The organism is Kribbella sp. NPDC048837 (assembly GCF_055586945.1).
In genome coordinates this window covers 603226-622391 of sequence record NZ_JBVJHF010000002.1, presented here as the reverse complement: position 1 = coordinate 622391, position 19166 = coordinate 603226, and the positions used below count along the sequence as shown (strand labels likewise).

Here is a 19166-nt window from a genome sequence, read left to right as displayed (position 1 = left end):
TAGGCAGCATTGCTTTGACCCGGCGGTAGTGGCGACGGAATGTTGTATACATGACGAGTGAGGTCGTGGCCGCTGACCCCGTCCCGGTTCCCGGGCGTGCCCAACGAGTGCGTGCGATCGCGGTCGAGCTGCGCGGGTTGCGTGGCGCGCTGATCCCGATCCTGCATGCGGTGCAGGAGGAACTCGAGTACGTCGCGCAGGACGACGTCGCCGTGATCGCGGACGTGCTCAACCTGTCCGTGGCCGAGGTGCACGGCGTGGTCACGTTCTACAAGGACTTCCGCCGTACTCCGGCCGGACGGACGACCGTTGCGATCTGCCAGGCGGAGGCGTGCCGGTCGGTCGGCGCGGTCGAACTGGCCGAACACGCTCGCCGCAGCACCGGCTGCGGTTTCGGGGAGACGACGTACGACGGGCGGATCACGCTCGACGAGGTGTTCTGCTTCGGCAACTGCGCCCTCGGCCCGGCCGTCCAGATCGGCGCCAAACTGCACGGCCGCGTGACGCCCGCACGGCTCGACGCACTCCTCGGGGAGGCCCGATGAAGGTCTACGTACCAAGGGATTCCGCGGCGCGGTCGGTCGGGGCGGACGAGGTCGCGGAGCGGATCGCCGCGGTCGGGGGTGACGTCGAGATCGTCCGGACCGGGTCTCGCGGCATGCTCTGGCTCGAGCCGCTCGTCGAGGTGGAGACGCCCGAGGGCAGGGTCGGCTATGGACCGGTCGCTCCCGAGGACGTCGATGGTTTGATCGCCGCCGGGATGCTGCAGGGTGGTGGCGCACACCTCGGGCTCATCGACGAGTTGCCGTGGATGCGGCGGCAGCAGCGGTTGACGTTCGCCCGGGTCGGCGTGATCGATCCACTGTCCCCGCAGGATTACGTCGCTCAGGGCGGGATCGCCGGGTTGCGGAAAGCTTTGACGCTGACGCCGGCCGACGTCGTCGAGACCGTGGTCGACTCCGGACTGCGCGGGCGGGGCGGCGCCGGGTTCCCGACCGGGATCAAGTGGCGGACGGTGCTCGGAGCCCGGGCCGACCTGAAGTTCGTGTGCTGCAACGCGGACGAGGGCGACTCCGGGACGTTCGCGGACCGGATGCTGATCGAGGGCGATCCGTTCACGCTGATCGAGGGGATGACGATCGCGGCGTACGCCGTCGGCGCGTCGGAAGGGTATGTCTACCTGCGCTCGGAGTACCCGGACGCGGTCGCGACGCTGAAGGCCGCGGTCGAGCTCGCCCGGGCGCAGCGCTGGTTGGGGCCGGACATCCTGGGCTCGGGGTTCGGCTTCGACCTGCATGTCCGGGTCGGCGCGGGCGCGTACATCTGCGGTGAAGAGACCTCGATGCTGGAGAGTCTCGAGGGCAAGCGCGGGATGGTCCGCGCGAAGCCGCCGATCCCTGCTCTGGAAGGGCTTTTCGGCCGGCCGACCGTGGTGAACAACGTGTTGTCGTTGGCAACGGTCCCGACCATTCTCGCGAACGGTGCCGCGGCGTACGCGGCGTACGGGACCGGGCGGTCGCTCGGGACGAGCGTCTTCCAGCTGGGCGGGAACGTCGCCCGCGGCGGTGTCGTCGAGACCGCCTTCGGCATCACCCTCGGCGAGCTGGTGAACGACTTCGGCGGCGGTACGTCGTCCGGCCGGCCGGTGCGCGCGGTCCAGGTGGGTGGGCCACTGGGGGCCTACCTCCCGGTCGGGCAATTCGATCTGCCGATGGACTACGAGGCGTTCGCGGCGGCCGGCGCGATGGTCGGGCACGGCGGGATCGTGGTGTTCGACGAGACCGTCGACATGGCGTCGATGGCCCGGTTCGCGTTCGAGTTCTGCGCGGCCGAGTCCTGCGGCAAGTGCACGCCGTGCCGGGTCGGCGCGGTCCGCGGCGTCGAGACCATCGACCGGATCGTGGCCGGCGAGGACCGGCAGAAGAACCTCGTCCTGCTCGACGACCTGTGCGACCTGATGACCGACGGCTCGCTCTGCGCGATGGGCGGCCTGACCCCGATGCCAGTGCAAAGCGCCGTCCGCCACTTCCGAGAGGACTTCGGTTCATGACCCTGCTCAAGGAACCCGACTTCGGTACGCCGGCCCGCGCCGGCGAGGCCACCATCCAGCTGATCGTCGACGGGGTCGCGGTAAAGGTCCCGCCCGGCACGTCGGTGATGCGGGCCGCGAAGCATGCCGGGATCGACGTACCCAAGCTGTGCGCGACCGACAACCTGGAAGCCTTCGGATCGTGCCGGTTGTGCGTGGTCGAGATCGACGGTGTGAAGGGCACACCGGCCTCGTGTACGACGCCCGTCCGGGACGGCATGGTGGTCCGCACACAGAACGAGCGGCTCGGCAAACTCCGCCGCGGCGTGATGGAGCTCTACATCTCCGACCACCCGCTGGACTGCCTGACCTGCTCGGCCAACGGCGACTGCGAACTGCAGGACATGGCCGGCGTCACCGGACTCCGCGAAGTCCGCTACGGCTCCGGAGTCGAGGCCGGCGCGAACCACCTGGACCTGCCGACCGACAGCTCCAACCCGTACTTCGACTTCGAGGCGTCCAAGTGCATCGCGTGTTCGCGGTGCGTCCGCGCGTGTGACGAAGTACAAGGGACGTTGGCGCTGACGATCGAGGGGCGTGGCTTTGATTCGAAGGTCGCCGCGGGCGCCGGGGTGTCGTTCTTCGACTCCGACTGCGTGTCGTGCGGCGCGTGCGTCCAGGCCTGCCCGACCGCGACGCTGCAGGAGAAGTCGGTGGTCGAGCTGGGCATGCCGACACGATCGGTCGTGACCACGTGCGCGTACTGCGGTGTCGGGTGCTCGTTCAAGGCCGAGCTGCGGGGTGACGAGCTGGTCCGGATGGTGCCGTACAAGAACGGCGGCGCGAACGAGGGCCACTCGTGTGTGAAGGGCCGGTTCGCCTTCGGGTACGCGAGCCACCCGGACCGCGTGCTCGAGCCGATGGTGCGGGACACGATCGAGGACGAGTGGCGGAAGGTGTCCTGGGAGGAGGCGATCTCGTTCACCGCCCGGCGGTTGCGAGAGATCCAGGGGTCGTACGGACAAGGATCGATCGGCGCGATCACCTCGTCGCGGACCACCAACGAAGAGGTGTACGCCGTCCAGAAGATGGTGCGCGCGGTCTTCGGCAACAACAACGTGGACACGTGTGCCCGGGTCTGTCACTCGCCGACGGGGTACGGACTCAAGCAGACGTTCGGCGAGTCGGCCGGCACCCAGGACTTCAAGTCGGTCGACGAGGCCGACGTGATCCTGGTGATCGGCGCCAACCCGACCGACGCGCACCCGGTGTTCGGGTCGCGGATGAAGAAGCGACTGCGGCAGGGCGCACAGCTGATTGTGATCGACCCCCGCACGATCGACCTGGTCCGCTCGCCGCACGTCGAGGCCGCTCATCATCTGCGGCTGGCGCCCGGCACGAACGTCGCGATCATCAACGCGATGGCGCACGTCGTCGTCACCGAGGGCCTCGTCGACCGTCCTTTTGTCGACAATCGGTGTGAGGACTTCCAGGCCTGGGAGACGTTCATCGCCCAGCCCGAGCACAGCCCGGAGGCCGTCGCCGAGACCTGCGGCGTACCCGCCGAGGAGATCCGCGCGGCGGCCCGGCTGTACGCGACCGGCGGGAACGGCGCGATCTACTACGGTCTCGGCGTCACCGAGCACAGCCAGGGCTCGACGATGGTGATGGGCATGGCCAACCTCGCGATGGCGACCGGCAACATCGGCCGGCGCGGTGTCGGCGTGAACCCGCTGCGCGGGCAGAACAACGTGCAGGGTTCGTGCGACATGGGTTCGTTCCCGCACGAACTGCCCGGCTACCGGCACGTGTCCGACGACGGCGTCCGCGAGGTCTACGAGAAGCTCTGGGGTACGCCGCTGCTGAACGAACCGGGATTGCGGATCCCGAACATGTTCGACGCGGCGATCGACGGCTCGTTCCGGGCGTTGTTCGTGCAGGGCGAGGACATCGCCCAGTCGGACCCGAACACGCAGCATGTCTTCGCGGCACTCGGTGCGCTCGAGCTGCTCGTCGTCCAGGACCTGTTCGTCAACGAGACGGCCAAGTTCGCGCACGTGCTGCTGCCGGGGACGTCGTTCCTGGAGAAGGACGGGACGTTCACGAACGCCGAGCGGCGGATCAACCGGGTCCGGCCGATCATGGCGCCGAAGACCGGCAAGCAGGAGTGGGAGATCATCTGCGAGATCGCCCAGGCGATGGGCTATCCGATGCACTACGACTCGGCGGCGCAGATCATGGACGAGATCGCGCTCACCACGCCGACATTCATGGGCGTCTCGTTCGAGCGGCTGGACGAGGCCGGCTCGATCCAGTGGCCGTGCAACCTCGAGCACCCCGACGGTACGCCGATCATGCACGAGGACGAGTTCACCCGCGGCAAGGGGCGGTTCATGGAGACCGTGTACGTGCCGACGTCGGAGCGGTCGACGCGGAAGTTCCCGTTGATCCTCACCACCGGGCGGATCCTGTCGCAGTACAACGTCGGTGCGCAGACCCGGCGTACGGCGAATGTCGCGTGGCATCCCGAGGACATCCTCGAGATCCACCCGCACGACGCCGAGGTGCGCGGGATCGAGGACGGCGACACGGTCGCGCTGTCGAGCCGGGTCGGGCGGACCATGCTGCGGGCGAAGCTGTCCGGGCGGATGCCGGTCGGGGTCTGCTACACGACCTTCCACCACCCGGTCACCGGGGCGAACGTGATCACCACCGACAACTCCGACTGGGCGACGAACTGCCCCGAGTACAAGGTGACCGCGGTGCAGGTCGACCTCCTCCCCGACTCGGTCACCTCCGACGCGGCACGCGAACCGGTGATCGCTGGTGGTGGCCGATGAGCGAGGCTACGATCCCGCCGTACGTGCGACTGGCGAACGAGATCGCGGCCCAGTTCGCCCACCGACCCCCCACCGAAGCCGCCACCGCGATCGCCACCCACCTGAAGGCGGTCTGGGACCCCCGCATGAAGAAAGCCCTGATAGCCCACGCCGAAGCCGGCGCCGAACACCTGGACCCGCTAGCCGTCCTCGCCGCCCAACAACTGGCAACCACCCCGTGAGCCAGCCGGACAACGTCCCGCATCACGCCGGCGTACTGCCGTGGGATGTGGCTCGGGAGTTGGCGCATGCTGCTGGGCGGCCGGGGCGGGTGGTTTCGCGGACGTCGGGTGAGGCTGAGGGGTGTGTGCTGGCGACGCCTTTGGTGTCGCCGGGGAATGTGCCGCCGGTGGATCGGGCGGCTATGGATGGGTACGCGGTTTGTGGTGTGGGGCCGTGGCGTGTGGTCGGGCGGGTGGGGGTCAGTTGCGAAGCGGCTGTGGTGCTCGCGGAGGGGGAGGCGTGCGGGATTGTGACGGGGGCGGCTGTGCCTTCGGGGGCTTCGGCGGTGGTGCGGTCTGAGGATGCCGTGGTGGTCGGGGATCGGCTGGAGGCCCCGGCCGTAGAGGGCCGGCACATCCGGCGGGCGGGCGAGGAATGCGCGGTGGGTGAGCAGTTGCTGCCGGCCGGCGTGGTGATCGACCCGGCCGTGCTGGGACTGGCCGCCGCCGTGGGGCTCAACCGGCTGACGGTCATCCCCAAGCCAACGGTCGCCGCGCTCGTCACCGGGGATGAGCTCGTGCACCGCGGACCCTCGGGACCGGGCCGGGTGCGGGACGCGATCGGCCCGATGCTGCCGGGCCTGATCACTCGCTCAGGTGCACTGGTCGGCAGCGTCAAGCATCTGCCGGACTCCCGCACCGAGCTCATGAAAGCGCTGTGTGAGACCGAGGCCGACCTGATCCTGGTCTCCGGCTCCTCGGCCGCCGGCCCGGCAGATCACCTTCGCCCGGCGTTGGCCGCGCTCGGCGCGGAGCTCATCGTCGACGGAGTCGCCTGCCGGCCAGGACACCCACAAGCACTGGCCGAGCTCGCCGACGGCCGCCTCGTGCTCGGCCTGCCCGGCAACCCGTTCGCGGCCCTGGTCGCCTTCCTCACCCTCGGCGTCGCCACGATCAGCCGCATGCGCGGCCTCCCCCTCCCCACCCTGACGAGAGCCCCCGTCCCCGGCGGACTCGCCTGCCACCCGACGAGCACCCGCCTCGTCCCCGTCCGCCTCACCCCACAAGGCGCCGTACCAGTCGGCCACGGCGGTTCCGCGATGCTCCGTGGCGCCGCGGCCGCCGACGCGCTCGCCGTCGTCGACCCCGGACCGGCCGAGGCGATCGCCGCCCGCCTGCTCCCCCTCGACCCGGGAGCCCGTCCATGGGCCGTCTGATCGCCCGGCGCCCGGTCGTACGCCTCACCCCGACCGGCGACCGCTCCCGCCCGGACTCGATCGCGGTCGAGGAACCCCTCGAGCTCCGCGTCGACGGCAGACCGCTCGCCGTCACCATGCGCACCCCGGGCCACGATGTCGAGCTCGCGCACGGGTTCCTGCACACCGAGGGCGTGATCGGCAGCGCCGACGACATCCGCGACGCCCGGTACTGCGACTCCCGCGACGACGAGGGCCGCAACACCTACAACGTCCTCGACCTCGGCCTCGCCCCCGGCGTCCCGCCACCCATCACGGGCGTCGAGCGCAACTTCTACACGACCTCGTCCTGCGGTGTCTGCGGAAAGGCTTCACTGGACGCAGTGCGAACGAAAACCCGGTTCTCCCCGGCGGGCGACGCCGTCGAGGTCCGCTACGACGTACTCGCGGAGCTCCCGGACGCGCTCCGGGCCAGGCAGCAGGTGTTCGACCGCACCGGCGGACTACATGCGGCCGGGCTGTTCACCCCCGCAGGTGAACTCCTCGTCGTCCGTGAGGACGTCGGTCGGCACAATGCCGTCGACAAGGTGGTCGGCTGGGCGCTGCTGAACGACCACATCCCGGCTCGCGGCCTGATCCTCATCGTCTCCGGCCGTACGTCGTTCGAACTCGCCCAGAAGGCGGTCATGGCCGGCATCCCCGTCCTCGGCGCCGTCTCCGCGCCCAGCTCGCTGGCCATCGACCTCGCCACCGAGTCCGGCCTGACCCTGGCCGGGTTCATCCGCAACGGCAGCATGAACCTCTACAGCCGCCCGGACCGCGTCACCACGGAAATGTCGAGGCCTGCCTGAGGCCTCCGACGTCGCGGACATGAACGACTACGGAGTGACCGGTGCTACCACCGGAGCAGAGGTGCTGGTCGAGCTGCCCATCGACGTCGTGTGGTCCGGGATCACCGCCATCGATCGGTACGGCGAGTGGAGCCCGGAGTGCTACTACGGCGCCTGGCTCAACGGCGATCGGGTTGTCGCGGGCGCGCGATTCGAGGCCCACAATCGGTTCCGTGATGGATTGGAGACGTACGTGACCTGCGTGGTCACGGTCGCCGACGAGCCCCGGCGGTTCGGGTGGGACGTGTACGGCGACGAGGACGTGCCGTTCGCGCATTGGGAGTACGAACTCGAGCCGCGGGGTACGACGACGCTGGTCAGGCAGTCATTCACGCATGGTCCCGGCGACAGCGGCATGCGCGCCGGCGTCCGCCTCCACCCCGAGCGCGCCGCCGAGGCGATCCAGGGCCGGCTCGATCAGTTGTCCGCCAACATGCGCACGACCCTGCTGGCCATGCAGAAATCCCTGACCTGAGGGCTCAGGACGCCTCGCTGGCCTTGGTGGTGGACGGCGCCACCCAGAGCGAGTCGGCGGTGCCCCGGGCCACGTGCTCTTCGTAGATGGTGACCTTGTAGGTGATGACGTTCAGGCACTCGTTGAGTTCCTGGATCTGGGCGGCGACGTAGTCCTGGTGACTGCGCAGGAGGGCCAGGCGCTCCTGCTCGTTGCCGGGACCCTGCCGGACGAGCTCGGTGTACTTGCGGATCGTGTCCAGCGGCATCCCGGACGAGCGGAACTTGATGCACATGTCCAGCCACTCGACATCGTCCTCGGTGTAGACGCGGCGCCCGTTCGACTCCCGCCGTACGGCGTCTGCCAGCAGGCCCTCGCGCTCGTAGAAGCGCAGGGCGTGCACGCTCAGCCCGGTCCGCTCCGCCACCTGCCCGATACTCAGTCCCGCGTCCATACGCGGCACCCTAACCCCGGAACAGGCTCTTACAGCAGGGGTTTCAGGGCCGTGAGCGCCTGATGGACGTCCGCGAGGGTCGTGTAGATGTGGAACGACGCACGCAACTTCCCGTCCCGGACGGCGGCGCGGATCCCGGCGGCCTCGAAGGCCTCCTTGGCACCGGCCAGCGGCGTGCTGACGATCGCAGAGTCGCCCGGGGGCAGGCCGAGACCGGCGCGGAACTCGTTCGCCAGCTCGAGATTGTGCCGACGGATCGTCTCGACACCGATCTGCTCGACCAGCTCCAGCGCCGGTGCCGCACCGACGAAGCAGAACCACGCCGGCGACTGATCGAACTTCCGCGCGCCGTCCGCGAGCACCATCCGCGTGCCGTAGTACGAGTCGTGCACGTCGGCACCGGCGTACCATCCGGCGGCCGCGGGACGGCAGCGCTCCTGCAGTCGCGGCGAGAGGTAGCCGATCGTCGCACCGCGTGGCGACATCAACCACTTGTAGGTGTGCGCGATCAACACGTCGATGCCGTCCACGGTGAGCGGCAGCCAGCCGAGGGCCTGGCTCGCGTCGATCACCAGCAGCGCGCCGATCTCCTTGCTAGCGGCAACGACCGCGGACAGGTCGAGGACCGCGCCGGTGGACGACTGCACCGCACTCACCGCGACGAGGTCGATCCCTGGGCGGATCGCGGCGACCAGTTCGTCCCCGGGTACGGCGATCACCTCGACGCCACGGTCCGCGTGCACCTGCCACGGGAACACGTTCGAGGTGAACTCGACGTCGTCGGTCAGTACCTTCGCCCCGTCCGGCAACGCGGCCGCGACCGGCACCAGCGCCGCGGAGACCGTGCTGCCCACGAACACATCGCCGGCGTCCGCGCCGACCAGCCGCGCGAACGATTCGCGGGCCCGGGTCGTCGACTCGTCCCACGGCTCCCAACTCGTCGCACCGACCCGCCAGTCGGACAGCGCGGCCTGCAACGCGTCCCAGGCCGGTCGTGGCGGCAATCCGTACGAGGCCGTGTTGAGCCAGCCCGGCTCCGGATCCCAAAGCTCGGCGAAGTCCATTCCACCACCCTACGTGTCACGCAGATGCGCCAGCAGAGTCGCCAAACGCCGCTGGGCCCGGGCCGTGCGGCTCTTCACCGTGCCGAGCGGGACACCGAGCGTTTGCGCGATCTCGGTCTGGGTCAGGCCCTCGTAGTACGCGAGTCGCAGCACCTGGCGCTCACCCGGCCGCAACCGCTCCAGCGCCGCGCGCACCTGTCCCGCCTGCCAGAGCGTCACGATGCTCGGCGGCTCCGCGACCACGGTGTCGGCCGCCTGCTCGAAGGTCAACTGCTGCTGGGTACGGCGTTCCCGCCGATAGATGTCCACCGCCGCCCGGCGCGTGATCGCGTACAGCCACGGCTTCAGCTCCCGCGCCGGGTCGAACCGGCCGGCCGCCCGCCACGCCTGCACGAAAGCCCGCTGTACGGCGTCCGCCGCGTGCTCACGATTCCCGAGCAGCGTGAGCGCGGTCGCGTACATCGGCGCGGAGTAACGCTCGTACAACTCGTGCATCGCCGCCCCGTCGCCGACCCGAAAGCGCTCCCCCAGCGTCTCCTGTTCCATCAAGGTCGTCATGGGATCCCATGCTCGGCGCGGCCACTACCTGCCCACATCGGTGGCGATCACCTATTCCCTGGGACCACCTGCCTATCGGGGTTGACCTAGACAGCGCTCTAGCTCCTAGCGTCCGGCGTACCAGGATCGGAACGCTAGGAGCTGACAGATGCGCTATCGCACGCTGGGTGGGACCGGGATCGAGGTCAGTGCACACTGCCTCGGCGCGATGATGTTCGGCGCGGTCGGGAACCCCGACCACGAGGACTGTGTCCGGATCGCCCACGCCGCCCTCGACCAGGGCATCAACTTCGTCGACACCGCGGACATGTACTCCACCGGTGAGTCCGAGGAGATCGTCGGCAAGGCGCTGAAAGGCCGCCGGGACGACGTGGTCCTCGCGACCAAGGTGCACTTCCCGCTGCAGGACGACAGCCGCAACCGCAGTGGGAACTCCCGGCGGTGGATCACGCGCGCGGTCGAGGACAGCCTGCGCCGGCTCGGGACCGACTGGATCGATCTGTACCAGGTGCACCGGCCCGACTACTCGACGGACATCGAGGAGACGCTCTGGGTGCTGACCGACCTGGTGAGTGCCGGGAAGATCCGCGCGTTCGGGTGCTCGACGTTCCCGGCCGAGGACATCGTCGAGGCGTACCACGTGTCCGAACGGCGAGGGTACGGGCGTTTCCGCACCGAGCAACCGCCGTACTCGATGATCGGCCGCGGAGTCGAGCGCTCGCTGCTGCCGACGTGCCAGCGGTTGGGGATGGGGGTGCTCACCTGGAGTCCGCTCGCGTTCGGGTTCCTGTCGGGGAAGATCCGCAAGAACCAGCCCGTCGACCTCACCTCCGGCCGGGCCGCCGTCGCACCCCACCGCTTCGACCAGTCCCTCCCCGCCAACGCGGCCAAGTACGACGCCGTCGAGCGCCTGATCGAGGTCGCCGAGGGCATCGGGGTGTCGCTCCCCGAGCTCGCCCTCGCCTTCGTCACCACCCACCCCGCCGTCACGTCCGTCATCACCGGCCCCCGCACGATGGAGCAGCTGGACGGCCTCCTGAAAGCCGCCGACCTGACCCTCGACGACTCCACCCTCGACCAGATCGACGAGATCGTCCCTCCCGGCACCGACCTCTGGGACACCGACGCCGCCTGGCGCCCCCCATCCCTCACCAACCCCACCACCCGCCGCCGCCCACCCACCGACCGCTAACCCCCGCGGTTCCTCCCCACGCGTGCTACGCAGTCGCTCCTCCGGGACGGACGGAAGATGAAGGTTTTCGGTCAGGGGTGTGCGGGTGGTGGTTAGTTAGTAACGGGCTCGGATGGGCACCGGGTGGGGGTCTACCGAAGAAGAGAAGTGAGATCCATGACACCCCTGCCCCTGTCCATCCACCATGCCGAGGAGCCCTGGACCCCCGGAGAACTCAGCACCCTCAAGGAACTCGCCGAGGCGAATCTCTCGCCGGCCCTGATCAGCCTGCGCCTCGGCCGCCCCGAGCCGGCCATCGTCACCAAGGCCGACCAGGCCGGCATCACCCTCACTCCCCTGAACCGCCCCCCGTACGGCGCCTGACGCGTCGGCTGCCGTGGGTGGGGCTCGCCGTCGTACCGTGGGGGGCGAGTGACGACAGCCAGGAGGGTGTTATGAGTTTCGAACGTCCCGGTCTACCGATTCCCGGTCATGAGCTGAAGCCGGAGATCGACGAGACCCTGCTCGAGGAGGGGCTCGAGATCAACTCCGATCACGAGGCCGAGATCCCCGAGCACCCCGGCAGCCAGTCGCTCGGCCCCGAGCCCACCCCGCCCCGGCGCCCGCCCCACGACGAATCTCCGGAACAGCCGGCGGACAGCTGACCGAAGGAAACCTCCGGCGGCGATCGTGCGCGCGGACGACGGCGACACCGGCCCGCGTGCATTACCGTGTGTGCCCAAAGACCTTGGGGGTGATGCCGTGGCGGTGACCATGCGGGACGTGGCCCGGCATGCCGGGGTGTCGCCGAAGACGGTCTCGAACGTGATGAACGGCTACCCGTACATCCGCGAGGAGACCCGGACCAAGGTGCTCGCCTCGATCGATGCTCTCGGCTACCAGATGAACATCTCGGCCCGGAACCTGAAGTCCGGCCGGACCGGGATCATCGCCCTCGCCGTGCCCGAGCTGAGCAACCCGTACTTCGCCGAGCTCGCCGACGCGGCGATCGCGGCCGCCGGCGAGCACGGCCTGACCGTGATGATCGAGACCACCGGCGCCGACCGTGATCGCGAGCTGACCGCGCTCGCCCGGCCGCGCGGCCACCTGGTCGACGGCCTGCTCTACAGCCCGCTCGGCCTCGGCCCCGAGGACGTCGACCAGCTGCGGACCCCGACGCCGATGGTGCTGCTCGGCGAACGGATCTTCCACGGCCCGGTCGACCACGTGATGATCGACAACGTCGAGGGCACGAAGGCGGTCGTCCGGCATCTGCTCGACCAGGGCCGGCGCCGGATCGCGGTGATCGGCATCCGTCCCGGCGAGCGGGTCGGCACCGCCGCCATCCGGTACGCCGCCTACGCCGAGACCCTCGCGGAGTACGACGTCCCCGTGCCGAAGGCCCTGGCCGTGTCCGGCGGGAAGTGGCACCGGTCGAGCGGCGCGGACGCGATGGAGGAACTGCTCGGGTCCGGGGAGGAGTTCGACGCGGTCTTCGGCCTGAACGACACGCTCGCACTCGGTGCGGTCCGGGCCCTCGCCGCGCGCGGCATCCGGATCCCGGACGACGTCGCGGTGGCCGGCTTCGACAACATCGACGAGGCCAGCTACAGCAGTCCGACCCTGACCACGGTGGATCCCAACCGCGTCCACATCGCCCGCACCGCGGTCGAGTTACTGGTCCGGCGGATGGGCGGTGACGATTCCGAGCACCAGGAGATCGTCTCGCCGTACGAGCTGCACACCCGCGAATCCACGCTCGGCGCCAGCTGAGGTCTTGACGGTCCCGAACCTCGCGGGCATCCTTTCTACACCGATGTAGTACACCGATGTAAATCCGGACTCCACTCCGCCTGGAGGACAGATGACCAACCCCTCCCCGCCCTTCCGCCCACGACGCCGAGCAGTACTTGGTGGCCTGCTCGGCGGCACCCTCGCCCTCACCGGCTGCGGCAGCCTCAGCAGCAAGCCCAGGGTCCGCGAATGGAACCTGTTCGGCGGCGGCGACGGCGCCCGCCTGCTGCAGATCCATCAGCAGTACGTCGCCGAACACCCCGATGTGCGGTTCTCCGCGACCACGCTCGCCTGGGGCCCGCCGTTCTACACCAAGCTCGCGATGTCGGCGGCCGGCGGCCGCGCGCCCGAGGTCGCGACCATGCACATGTCCCGGCTGAAGGGCTTCAGCCCGACGACGATGCTCGACCCGATCCCGGTCGACCTGCTGAACGCCGCCGGGGTGCAGCAGTCCGACTTCCTTCCGGCGACCTGGGACCGCTGCGTCATCGACGGCCAGCTGTACGCCGTTCCGCTCGACCAGCACCCGTTCGTCCTCTACTACAACACCGAGATCTGTAAGAAGGCCGGGCTGCTCGGACCGGACGGCAGGATCAAGACCGTCAAGGGCGTGACCGAGTTCCTCGACATGCTCCGGGCGGTCAAGGAGGTCACCGGCAAGTACGCCGTCTCGGTCGACACCACCAGCCCGTGGCGGCTGTGGTGGACGCTCTACGGCCAGCTCGAGGGTGAGTTCTTCAGCGAGGACGGCAAGCAGCTCGTGATCGACGACGCCAAGGCGCTCGAGGCCCTGGATCTGATCGCGAAGCTCGCCGCCGAAGGGCTCACGCCGCGGTCCGCGAACTACCCGGCCCTGGTCGCCCAGTTCACCAACGGCGAGGCCGGGATGAGTTTCAACGGCGAGTGGGAGGTCACGACGTACCAGACCGCGAAGCTGCCGTTCAGCATGGCGCCGTTCCCGGTCGTGTACGACGTACCGAAGTTCCAGGGCGACTCGCACACGTTCGTCCTGCCGCACCAGGCGCACCGGAACGCCGACGACACGAAGGCGACGATCGAGTACATCGCCTGGATGCTCAAGCACAGCGTCGAATGGGCGGCCGGCGGCCACATCCCGGCGTACCAGCCGGTGGTGACGAGCACGGAGTACCTGAACCTCAAGCCGCAGGCGGAGTACCGCAGCGTCGCCCCGAACGTGCTGTACGACCCGGACGCGTGGTTCAGCGGTTCGGGGGCCCAGCTGGAGAACGAGTCCGCGGCCGCCTTCAGCGGGATCGCCACCGGACAGGCCACCCCGAAGGCCGCGCTCGCCCAGTTCAAGGCAGCCACCCAGAAGCTGCTCGACACCCCGTCCCCGGTCTGAAAGGAGGCCATCATGGCTGTGCAGACACCACCTCGTGCCCTCAGCACCACCCGACCGGCCGCGGCGAAGCCGGACATCGGCCGCCCGTGGCAGGAGCGTTGGAGCGGGCTGTTCTTCGTGGCGCCGTTCCTGCTGCTGTTCGCGGTCTTCCTGCTCTGGCCGGTCGTCTCCGGTCTGTGGAACAGCTTCTTCAACACCAGCCTGGCCGGGGTGAAACACGAGTTCCTCGGCCTGGAGAACTGGCGGGAGATGTTCGGCGACCCGGCCGTCTGGTCGTCGCTGAGGAACACCTTCGTCTTCACCGCGATGAGTACGCCGCCACTGGTGATCATCGCCCTCGTGATGGCCCTGCTCGCCAATCGCAAAGGCCTGCTCGGCTGGCTGCTGCGGTTCTCGTACTTCGCGCCGTTCGTCCTCCCGGCCACCGTCGTCACCCTGATCTGGGTGTGGATCTTCCAGCCCGGCTTCGGCCTGGTGAACGGGCTGCTGACCGCCGGCGGGTTCGCCGAGATCGACTGGCTGAACACCGAGAACCGGGCCATGCTCGCGATCGTCATCACCACGGTCTGGTGGACCGTGGGATTCAACTTCCTGCTCTATCTGGCCGCGCTGCAAGGGATTCCGGCCCAGGTGTACGAGGCGGCCGCGATCGACGGCGCCAACGGGCGGCAGCAACTGTTCCGGATCACGCTGCCACTGCTGAGCCGGACCACCGGGCTGATCGTCGTACTGCAACTGGTGGCGTCGCTGAAGATCTTCGACCAGGTCTACCTGATGACCGACGGCGGGCCGAACTTCGCGACCCGGCCGATCATCCAGTACATCTACGAGAACGGCTTCACCAACTACCGGATCGGCTACGCGTCGGCGATCTCGTACATGTTCTTCGCGGTCATCGTGGTGGTCGCGCTGCTGCAGTTCAAACTCTTCTCCGGCCGCAAGGAGGCCGGCGAATGAGGACGACGTGGACGTTCCCGAAGGCGGCGAGCATCGTCGGCGCGGTCATCCTCGCGGTGGTATGGCTGGTCCCGCTGCTGTGGGCCCTGGACACCTCGCTCAAACCGGAGCCGGAGACGACCCGGTCGCCGATCACCTGGTTGCCCAACGCACCGACCACGGATGCCTACCGCAGCGTCATCGACCAGGGTGACCTGATCCGCTGGTTCCTGAACAGCAGTGTCGTGTCCGTCCTGGTGACCGGCCTGACGCTACTCGTTTCGGTACTGGCCGCCTTCGGGTTCTCGCGGACCAGGTTCCCCGGCCGGAAGGTGCTGTTCGGGCTGATCATCGCCGGCATCCTGGTCCCGCCCCAGGTGCTGATCGTGCCGCTGTTCCAGGAGATGACCGGGCTCGGCCTGGTCGACACCTACTGGGGCATCGTGCTGCCGCAGGTGGTCGCGCCGGTGATGGTGTTCGTGCTGAAGAAGTTCTTCGACGGCATCTCCCGCGACTACGAGGACGCCGCCCGGGTCGACGGCGCGTCCCGGTGGCGGATCGTCTGGAGCGTGATGGTGCCGATGTCGCGGCCGATCCTCGTCGCCGTCGGCATCTTCACGTTCATCGGGGCCTGGAACAACTTCCTCTGGCCCTTCATCGTGACCACCGACCCGTCGATGATGACGATCCCGGTCGGTCTCGCCAACGTGCAGGGCTCGTACGGCCTGCGCTACGCCCAGATCATGGCATCCGCCGTGCTGGGCGGACTTCCCTTGCTGATCGTCTACGCCCTGTTCCAGCGCCATGTGGTCCGCGGCGTCGGCGACGCAGGTATCAAGGGATGACCACACCCATCACGACAGGAGCAACCTGGTGCCCTCTGCCACCCTGACCATCGATCCCGCGTTCACGATCGCGCCCGTGAACCGCCGCACCTTCGGAACGTTCGTCGAGCACATGGGCCGGTGTGTCTACACCGGTATCTACGAGCCCGGCCACGCGACCGCCGACGAGGACGGCTTCCGCAAGGACGTCCTCGAGCTGACCCGGGAGCTCGGCGCGTCCCTGGTCCGCTACCCCGGCGGCAACTTCGTCTCCGGCTACCGCTGGGAGGACGGCGTCGGCCCGCGCGACGGCCGGCCGCGCCGGCTCGACCTGGCCTGGCACAGCATCGAGACGAACGAGTTCGGCCTGGACGAGTTCATCCGCTGGTGCGCCAAGGCCGGCGTCGAGCCGATGATGGCGATCAACCTCGGTACGCGCGGAGTCCAGGAGGCGCTCGACCTCCAGGAGTACGCGAACCACCCCGGCGGTACGGCGTTGTCCGACCTGCGCGAGCAGCACGGCGCATCGCCGTACGGGATCAAGTTGTGGTGCCTCGGCAACGAGCTGGACGGTCCGTGGCAGGTCGGCCACAAGACGCCCACCGAATACGGGCGGCTCGCGGCCGAGACCGCGCGGGCGATGCGGATGATCGAGCCCGACCTGGAACTGGTCGCGTGCGGCTCGTCGTCGTCCGCGATGCCGCTCTTCGGCACCTGGGAACGCGACGTCCTGCGGGAGACGTACGACCTCGTCGACTACATCTCGTGCCACGCCTACTACGGCGACGAAGACGGCGACACCGCGTCGTTCCTCGCGTCGGCGGTGAACATGGACCGCTTCATCGAGTCCGTGGTGGCGACCGCGGACCACATCGGTGCGGAACTCAAGAGCCGCAAGAAGATCGGCATCTCCTTCGACGAGTGGAACGTCTGGTACCGCGACCGGTCCCGGCGGACCGACGGCCCGGCCGACCAGTGGGAGGTCGCGCCGCGGCGGATCGAGGACGAGTACAACGTCACCGATGCCGTTGTCGTGGGCAACCTGTTGATCTCGCTGCTGCGGCACAGCGACCGGGTCGCGGTCGCCTGCCTCGCGCAGCTGGCCAACGTGATCGCGCCGATCATGACCGAGCCCGGCGGGCCGGCCTGGCGGCAGCCCACCTTCCACCCGTTCGCGATCACCTCCCGGCTCGCGGCCGGCCAGGTCCTCCAGGTGCGGACCGACTCGCCGACCGTCAGTACCGCCAAGCACGGCGAGGTCCCGGCCGTCGACGCGATCGCGACGTACGACGAGGGCCGGCTCGCGGTCTTCGCCGTCAACCGCTCGACCGAGGGCCCGATCGAGGTCACCATCGACGTCAGCCGCGCCGGCGTCACGACCATCGAGGAAGCCGTCCTGATCCACGACGAGGACGCGCTGGCGACCAACTCGGCCACCGAGCCGGACCGCGTCACCCCGCAATCGCTCGAGTCGGTCAGCCTTGCCGACGGCAAGCTGACCATTACGCTCCCAGCGATCAGCTGGACAGCGCTTTCTCTGTCGACGGACTGACGGCCCTGGTTCAGACTGGGTGCCCGTGAGCACCCAGTCTGACCTGGCCGAGACCGGCCGCCTCGAAGCCTTCAGTGACGGCGTCTTCGCGATCGCCATCACCCTGCTCGTCCTCGAGCTGCACAGTCCCGAGCTCGAGGAGGGGCAGCGGCTGTGGCCGGCGCTGCTCGACGAGTGGCCGCAGTTCGCGGCGTACCTGACCAGCTTCGCGATCCTCGGCATCATGTGGGTCAACCACCACTCGATGTTCCGGCAGATCCAGCGCGCCGATCGCGGACTGATGTTCCTCAACCTGCTGCTGTTGCTGTGGGCCACGTTGCTGCCGTTCCCGACCAGCCTGTTCGCGGAACATCTGGAAGACGAGTCGATCAACGCCAGCGTGGCCGCGGCCGTCTACAGCGCCAACCTGACACTGGCCGCGATCGCCTTCAGCGCGATCTGGTGGTACGTCCTGCGCAATCACCTCGTCGACCACGACATGGACAAGGGCCAGATGCGCAGGTCGCTGCTCAGGTACTCACTCGGCACGGTGATCTACGGAGCCTGCATCGGCCTGTCGTTCATCTCCGCGCAGCTGACCCTGCTGGTCGTCTTCCTGCTCGCGGTGTACTACGGCTTCGAACAGGTCAGGACACGCGGCTGAACCGGGTGATGTGGATGCCGGGGGCAACCTCGATCTGACCGACCTCGGTGTAGCCGCGGGACTTGTAGAGGGCGACGGCCGGAGAGTTCGCGGAGCCGGTGGAGACCACGCTGAGCGGTCGCGGCTCCAGCTGGTCGAGGTGGTCGAGCAACGCGCGTCCGTGACCACGGCGGGCGTGCGCGGGGTCGACGATCAGGCGGGAGATGTCGACCGTGTCGTCGTCGGGGAACTCGTACGCCACCGCGCCGACCAGGACCTCGCCGTCGTACCGGCCGAGCCAGTGTTCGGTGGACGCCATCAGGCCGGCCAGATCCTCCTGCAGCGGCGGGATCCCGTCGAACCCGATCAGCTCGGCCTCGACGGCGTACGCGGCGTGCTGGATCGCCAGCACTCGCTCGGCCACGGCACGGTCGGACAGGTCGAGAGCTCTGATCACGCGCGCCAGCTTAGGCCGCCTTCCAGTAGCCGAGCGCTTTCACCCGGTGCTTCGGTACGGCGAGGTCCTTCACGACGTACGACGTGAGCGTCCGGGTGGTCGCGGTGTCGCAGGCGATCCACACGTAGGTGTCCGGGCCGACGAGCTCGACGAGCTCGGCCTTGACGTTGCCCACCAGCTCGGGACGCGGGACCGTGCGCAGCTCGTGCCGCTCGGGGTCGAGGCGGAACGGCAACTCGTGATCGCCCTCGTGCGTGGTCTCGAACCAGATCGTCGCCGGCAGCTTCGGCGCGACCGCGAGCAGCGAGTTGATGGCCGGCAGCGAGGCCGGGTCGCCGATCACCAGCATCCGCTGCGGCAGCGGGTCGGGCACCTCGAACCCGGTGCCCTGCACGGTCGCGTCGATCGTGTCGCCCGGCTGGGCCTTGCGGGACCAGTCGCTGGCGCATCCGTCGTGCAGCGCGAACTCCAGACTGAACGTGCCGGCCTCGACATCCGGATCGACCAGTGTGTACGCGCGCTGGTGCGGCTTGCCCGCGTTGTCGAACCACAGCCGCGCCCACATGGTCGGGTGCACCCCGATCGCCTCGAGCAGTCCGCCGTCGGTGAAGTGCAAGCGGCGGTAGCGCTCGGTGACCTGTTCGGCACCCGTTACGGTGAAGACGAAGTCCTTCCCGCGGAACAGCTTGAGCACCACGCCTTCCCAGCCATGCCCCACAGCGCACCTCCAGCGACAATTGCCCTTGCGGCAAGGATTCCTGC

The 19166-nt window shown here is 68.9% G+C and carries 21 protein-coding genes; 16 read left to right on the top strand and 5 right to left on the bottom strand.

The genetic code is table 11. The features are described from left to right. Positions 1-50: 50 nt before the first annotated feature. The 7 genes from ACZ6O0_RS10850 to ACZ6O0_RS10820 are packed head-to-tail and all read left to right on the top strand — an operon-like array spanning position 51 to position 7630. Positions 51-545, top strand: a complete 495-nt coding sequence (locus ACZ6O0_RS10850) for an NAD(P)H-dependent oxidoreductase subunit E (protein ID WP_465764634.1) — start codon at positions 51-53, stop codon at positions 543-545. Next, a complete protein-coding gene (locus ACZ6O0_RS10845) occupies positions 542-2050 on the top strand; it encodes a formate dehydrogenase beta subunit (protein ID WP_465764633.1) in 1509 nt (502 codons plus the stop codon). The genes ACZ6O0_RS10850 and ACZ6O0_RS10845 overlap by 4 nt, the downstream gene beginning before the upstream one ends. After that, on the top strand, positions 2047-4869 hold the full coding sequence (fdhF, locus tag ACZ6O0_RS10840) for a formate dehydrogenase subunit alpha (RefSeq protein WP_465764632.1): 2823 nt from the start codon (positions 2047-2049) through the stop codon (positions 4867-4869). The genes ACZ6O0_RS10845 and fdhF overlap by 4 nt, the downstream gene beginning before the upstream one ends. Next, positions 4866-5090, top strand: coding sequence for a formate dehydrogenase subunit delta (locus tag ACZ6O0_RS10835; protein ID WP_465764631.1), 225 nt, complete (start codon positions 4866-4868; stop codon positions 5088-5090). Before fdhF ends, ACZ6O0_RS10835 begins: the two co-directional genes overlap by 4 nt. Then, entirely contained in the window at positions 5087-6286 is a 1200-nt protein-coding gene (locus tag ACZ6O0_RS10830; RefSeq protein WP_465764630.1) for a molybdopterin molybdotransferase MoeA, read from the top strand. The genes ACZ6O0_RS10835 and ACZ6O0_RS10830 overlap by 4 nt, the downstream gene beginning before the upstream one ends. After that, complete coding sequence (fdhD, locus tag ACZ6O0_RS10825; RefSeq protein WP_465764629.1) at positions 6274-7116, top strand: formate dehydrogenase accessory sulfurtransferase FdhD; 843 nt, start codon at positions 6274-6276, stop codon at positions 7114-7116. The genes ACZ6O0_RS10830 and fdhD overlap by 13 nt, the downstream gene beginning before the upstream one ends. Positions 7117-7135: 19 nt before the next feature. Beyond that, entirely contained in the window at positions 7136-7630 is a 495-nt protein-coding gene (locus tag ACZ6O0_RS10820) for an SRPBCC family protein (RefSeq protein WP_465764628.1), read from the top strand. Between the two features lie 4 nt (positions 7631-7634). On the opposite strand, the gene ACZ6O0_RS10815 is transcribed toward ACZ6O0_RS10820, so the two are convergent. The 3 genes from ACZ6O0_RS10815 to ACZ6O0_RS10805 are packed head-to-tail and all read right to left on the bottom strand — an operon-like array spanning position 7635 to position 9685. Beyond that, positions 7635-8063: a MerR family transcriptional regulator gene (locus ACZ6O0_RS10815; RefSeq protein WP_465764627.1), complete on the bottom strand. Its 429-nt coding sequence runs from the start codon at positions 8061-8063 to the stop codon at positions 7635-7637. Between the two features lie 29 nt (positions 8064-8092). Continuing rightward, entirely contained in the window at positions 8093-9127 is a 1035-nt protein-coding gene (locus tag ACZ6O0_RS10810; RefSeq protein WP_465764626.1) for an aminotransferase class V-fold PLP-dependent enzyme, read from the bottom strand. Between the two features lie 9 nt (positions 9128-9136). Next, entirely contained in the window at positions 9137-9685 is a 549-nt protein-coding gene (locus ACZ6O0_RS10805; RefSeq protein ID WP_465764625.1) for an RNA polymerase sigma factor, read from the bottom strand. A gap of 148 nt (positions 9686-9833) precedes the next feature. Here ACZ6O0_RS10805 and ACZ6O0_RS10800 point away from each other — a divergent pair, with 148 nt between their 5' ends. The 9 genes from ACZ6O0_RS10800 (at position 9834) to ACZ6O0_RS10760 (ending at position 17968) form a co-directional block, all read left to right on the top strand. Next, on the top strand, positions 9834-10877 hold the full coding sequence (locus ACZ6O0_RS10800; RefSeq protein ID WP_465764624.1) for an aldo/keto reductase: 1044 nt from the start codon (positions 9834-9836) through the stop codon (positions 10875-10877). Positions 10878-11033: 156 nt separating this feature from the next. Further along, a complete protein-coding gene (locus tag ACZ6O0_RS10795; RefSeq protein WP_465764623.1) occupies positions 11034-11240 on the top strand; it encodes a hypothetical protein in 207 nt (68 codons plus the stop codon). Between the two features lie 71 nt (positions 11241-11311). Then, complete coding sequence (locus tag ACZ6O0_RS10790) at positions 11312-11521, top strand: hypothetical protein (RefSeq protein WP_465764622.1); 210 nt, start codon at positions 11312-11314, stop codon at positions 11519-11521. A gap of 97 nt (positions 11522-11618) precedes the next feature. Beyond that, positions 11619-12629 (top strand): LacI family DNA-binding transcriptional regulator, encoded by a 1011-nt coding sequence (locus ACZ6O0_RS10785; protein ID WP_465764621.1) that lies wholly within the window; start codon positions 11619-11621, stop codon positions 12627-12629. Between the two features lie 91 nt (positions 12630-12720). Next, entirely contained in the window at positions 12721-14013 is a 1293-nt protein-coding gene (locus ACZ6O0_RS10780) for an extracellular solute-binding protein (protein WP_465764620.1), read from the top strand. Positions 14014-14025: 12 nt separating this feature from the next. After that, positions 14026-14970 carry a carbohydrate ABC transporter permease gene (locus ACZ6O0_RS10775; RefSeq protein WP_465764619.1) on the top strand — a complete coding sequence of 315 codons (945 nt, stop codon included), beginning with the start codon at positions 14026-14028 and terminating at the stop codon, positions 14968-14970. Further along, the gene (locus tag ACZ6O0_RS10770; RefSeq protein ID WP_465764618.1) at positions 14967-15794 is read left to right on the top strand and encodes a carbohydrate ABC transporter permease; all 828 of its coding nucleotides are present in this window, start codon (positions 14967-14969) and stop codon (positions 15792-15794) included. The genes ACZ6O0_RS10775 and ACZ6O0_RS10770 overlap by 4 nt, the downstream gene beginning before the upstream one ends. Before the next feature lie 28 nt (positions 15795-15822). Beyond that, complete coding sequence (gene arfA, locus ACZ6O0_RS10765) at positions 15823-17325, top strand: arabinosylfuranosidase ArfA (RefSeq protein WP_465764617.1); 1503 nt, start codon at positions 15823-15825, stop codon at positions 17323-17325. 25 nt (positions 17326-17350) lie between these two features. Then, positions 17351-17968: a TMEM175 family protein gene (locus tag ACZ6O0_RS10760; protein WP_465764616.1), complete on the top strand. Its 618-nt coding sequence runs from the start codon at positions 17351-17353 to the stop codon at positions 17966-17968. On the opposite strand, the gene ACZ6O0_RS10755 is transcribed toward ACZ6O0_RS10760, so the two are convergent. Together ACZ6O0_RS10755 and ACZ6O0_RS10750 are read right to left on the bottom strand one after the other, a co-directional pair. Beyond that, the gene (locus tag ACZ6O0_RS10755) at positions 17952-18404 is read right to left on the bottom strand and encodes a GNAT family N-acetyltransferase (protein ID WP_465764615.1); all 453 of its coding nucleotides are present in this window, start codon (positions 18402-18404) and stop codon (positions 17952-17954) included. The genes ACZ6O0_RS10760 and ACZ6O0_RS10755 overlap by 17 nt on opposite strands. Before the next feature lie 10 nt (positions 18405-18414). Then, positions 18415-19122, bottom strand: coding sequence for a siderophore-interacting protein (locus ACZ6O0_RS10750; protein ID WP_465764614.1), 708 nt, complete (start codon positions 19120-19122; stop codon positions 18415-18417). Between the last annotated feature and the right edge of the window lie 44 nt (positions 19123-19166).